We start from the raw sequence: 1,573 nt of genomic DNA, 5'->3' as shown, positions 1-1,573 counted from the left end.
CCGACGAAGGAGGGGCTGGATGGGGCCGGAGCGGGCACGATAATCCGAAGGACAGCAGACAAAAAACGTCGTAGACAGATCAGGGCCAGGGCGCCCGGAGCCCTGCGACGGACGCATTGGACCCCGACAGCCGGCCGCGCCAGCGGACGCCCGAACGGGTGCGAGCCCGGCGAGCATGCTTTGCGCACCAGGCTGTTGCCCAAATCAGCGTTTGCCGGCCGCTTCCCTTGCCGCAGGCCCGGCACCTAAGGTGATGTGCTGCTGGCTTTCCGGTAGGGGCGGGCCGCCGCCGGCGACCACAGCGGAAGCTGCATCCTGCGGCGGCCCGCCCAAGATTTTGCGCGAGTCCTGCCTTCCGGCACTCATGAGTGTGAGTGCCGGAAGGCAGGACAGGTGCTAGGCCGCCAGCGGGGTGTCGAAGAGTTCTTCGGCGAGCCGGATCAGGTGTTCGGGGATGTCGGCCTCCTCGCCGTGGTTTCCATGGCCAAGGAAGACCGCCGTGCCGCGGGCGATTCCTGCCAGGTCCAGGCCGCAGTCGTACATCAGCTGGGCGGCGCGCAGGTTGGGCGGGAGGTTGATGATCATGCCCTCGGCGTTGAGGTAGACGTGCCAGTCGCCGCGGGTGACTGCTTCGATGTCTCCGCCGACCAGGTTCTGCAGGGTGGGAAGTGACGGGTCGAGTTGTTCGGTCCGGACGGGTTCGCTGGTCCGGGACGGGATGATCAGTGCCGTGTATGTCGTGCTCATTTTGGGTCCTTTGTTGTAAACAACCGTGTAATTCGAGGTGTTCCCTCGCCGGGGGTTGCCTTGCGGCGCCGGTGGCGTTGGGCCACCGGCGCCGAAGGTCGGGCTAGGAGGTCCAGCCGGGATACGGTGCTCGGTCGCGGGCGGGCAGTTCAGCGGCGGCCGCCGGGAGGTTAGCCGGGCCGGTGGCCTGCCCGTTCCTCCACGAGAAGAACGCCTGCTCGGTGATCGCGTCCCATTGCGCCCGCTTGGTGCGGAAGTACCGGGTGGTCACGTCGCCCTCGCAGTAGGTGGCGACGCCGAACAGGTTGCCGATCCTGTCGGCCGTGCGGGTCGCGGCGACGATGACGTAGGGCCACTGGCCCAGGTCCCAGCCCTCGCTCCCCCAGTTCGGCAGGGCGGTCCAGCCGTCCTCGGCGATGGCTTCGATCCATTCGTAACCGTCTCCGAAGTGGAAGTCTCCGAGGACCGGCGCGCCGGGGATGGTCTCGCCGGTGTCGGCCGTAACGACCTCTGTGGTGGTGGTTTCAGTCATGTGTTTTTTCGTCCTTTGCTGAGGATGTGGTGGGCGGGGTGCGGGTGGTGACCGGCCAGCTTCCCCTTCTCCCCCGTTGTTTTTTGCCTGCTGGCGAAGCTTGCGTAGCTGTGCCCGACGGAGGCCCTGTCCACCCGCAGGGCAAGGGGACGTGCAATCTGTGGAGGAAATAAGCGACGCAGGAGCGCCGGAGCCGATTGCGCGCGCCCGCAGGCCCCGACGAAGGAGGGGCTGGATGGGGCCGGAGCGGGCACGATAATCCGAAGGACAGCAGACAAAAAACGTCGTAGACAA

The 1,573-nt window shown here is 66.7% G+C and carries 2 protein-coding genes; both read right to left on the bottom strand.

Annotation, left to right across the window (positions count from 1 at the left end):
* Window positions 1–396: 396 nt before the first annotated feature.
* Window positions 397–747, bottom strand: coding sequence for a DUF3846 domain-containing protein (locus CXQ90_RS21605; protein ID WP_104141381.1), 351 nt, complete (start codon window positions 745–747; stop codon window positions 397–399).
* A gap of 103 nt (window positions 748–850) precedes the next feature.
* Window positions 851–1,279, bottom strand: a complete 429-nt coding sequence (locus tag CXQ90_RS21600) for a hypothetical protein (protein ID WP_104141380.1) — start codon at window positions 1,277–1,279, stop codon at window positions 851–853.
* Window positions 1,280–1,573 lie beyond the last annotated feature (294 nt).

This window comes from Arthrobacter sp. ZGTC131 (assembly GCF_002929275.1).
Classification (GTDB): Bacteria; Actinomycetota; Actinomycetes; order Actinomycetales; family Micrococcaceae; genus Arthrobacter.
This window is presented reverse-complemented; position numbering and strand designations above follow the sequence as displayed.

Bases quoted from the DNA above. Each gene is read 5' to 3' on its own strand.
- CXQ90_RS21600 (WP_104141380.1), bottom strand. From the start codon at position 1,279: ATGACTGAAACCACCACCACAGAGGTCGTTACGGCCGACACCGGCGAG.
- CXQ90_RS21605 (WP_104141381.1), bottom strand. From the start codon at position 747: ATGAGCACGACATACACGGCACTGATCATCCCGTCCCGGACCAGCGAA.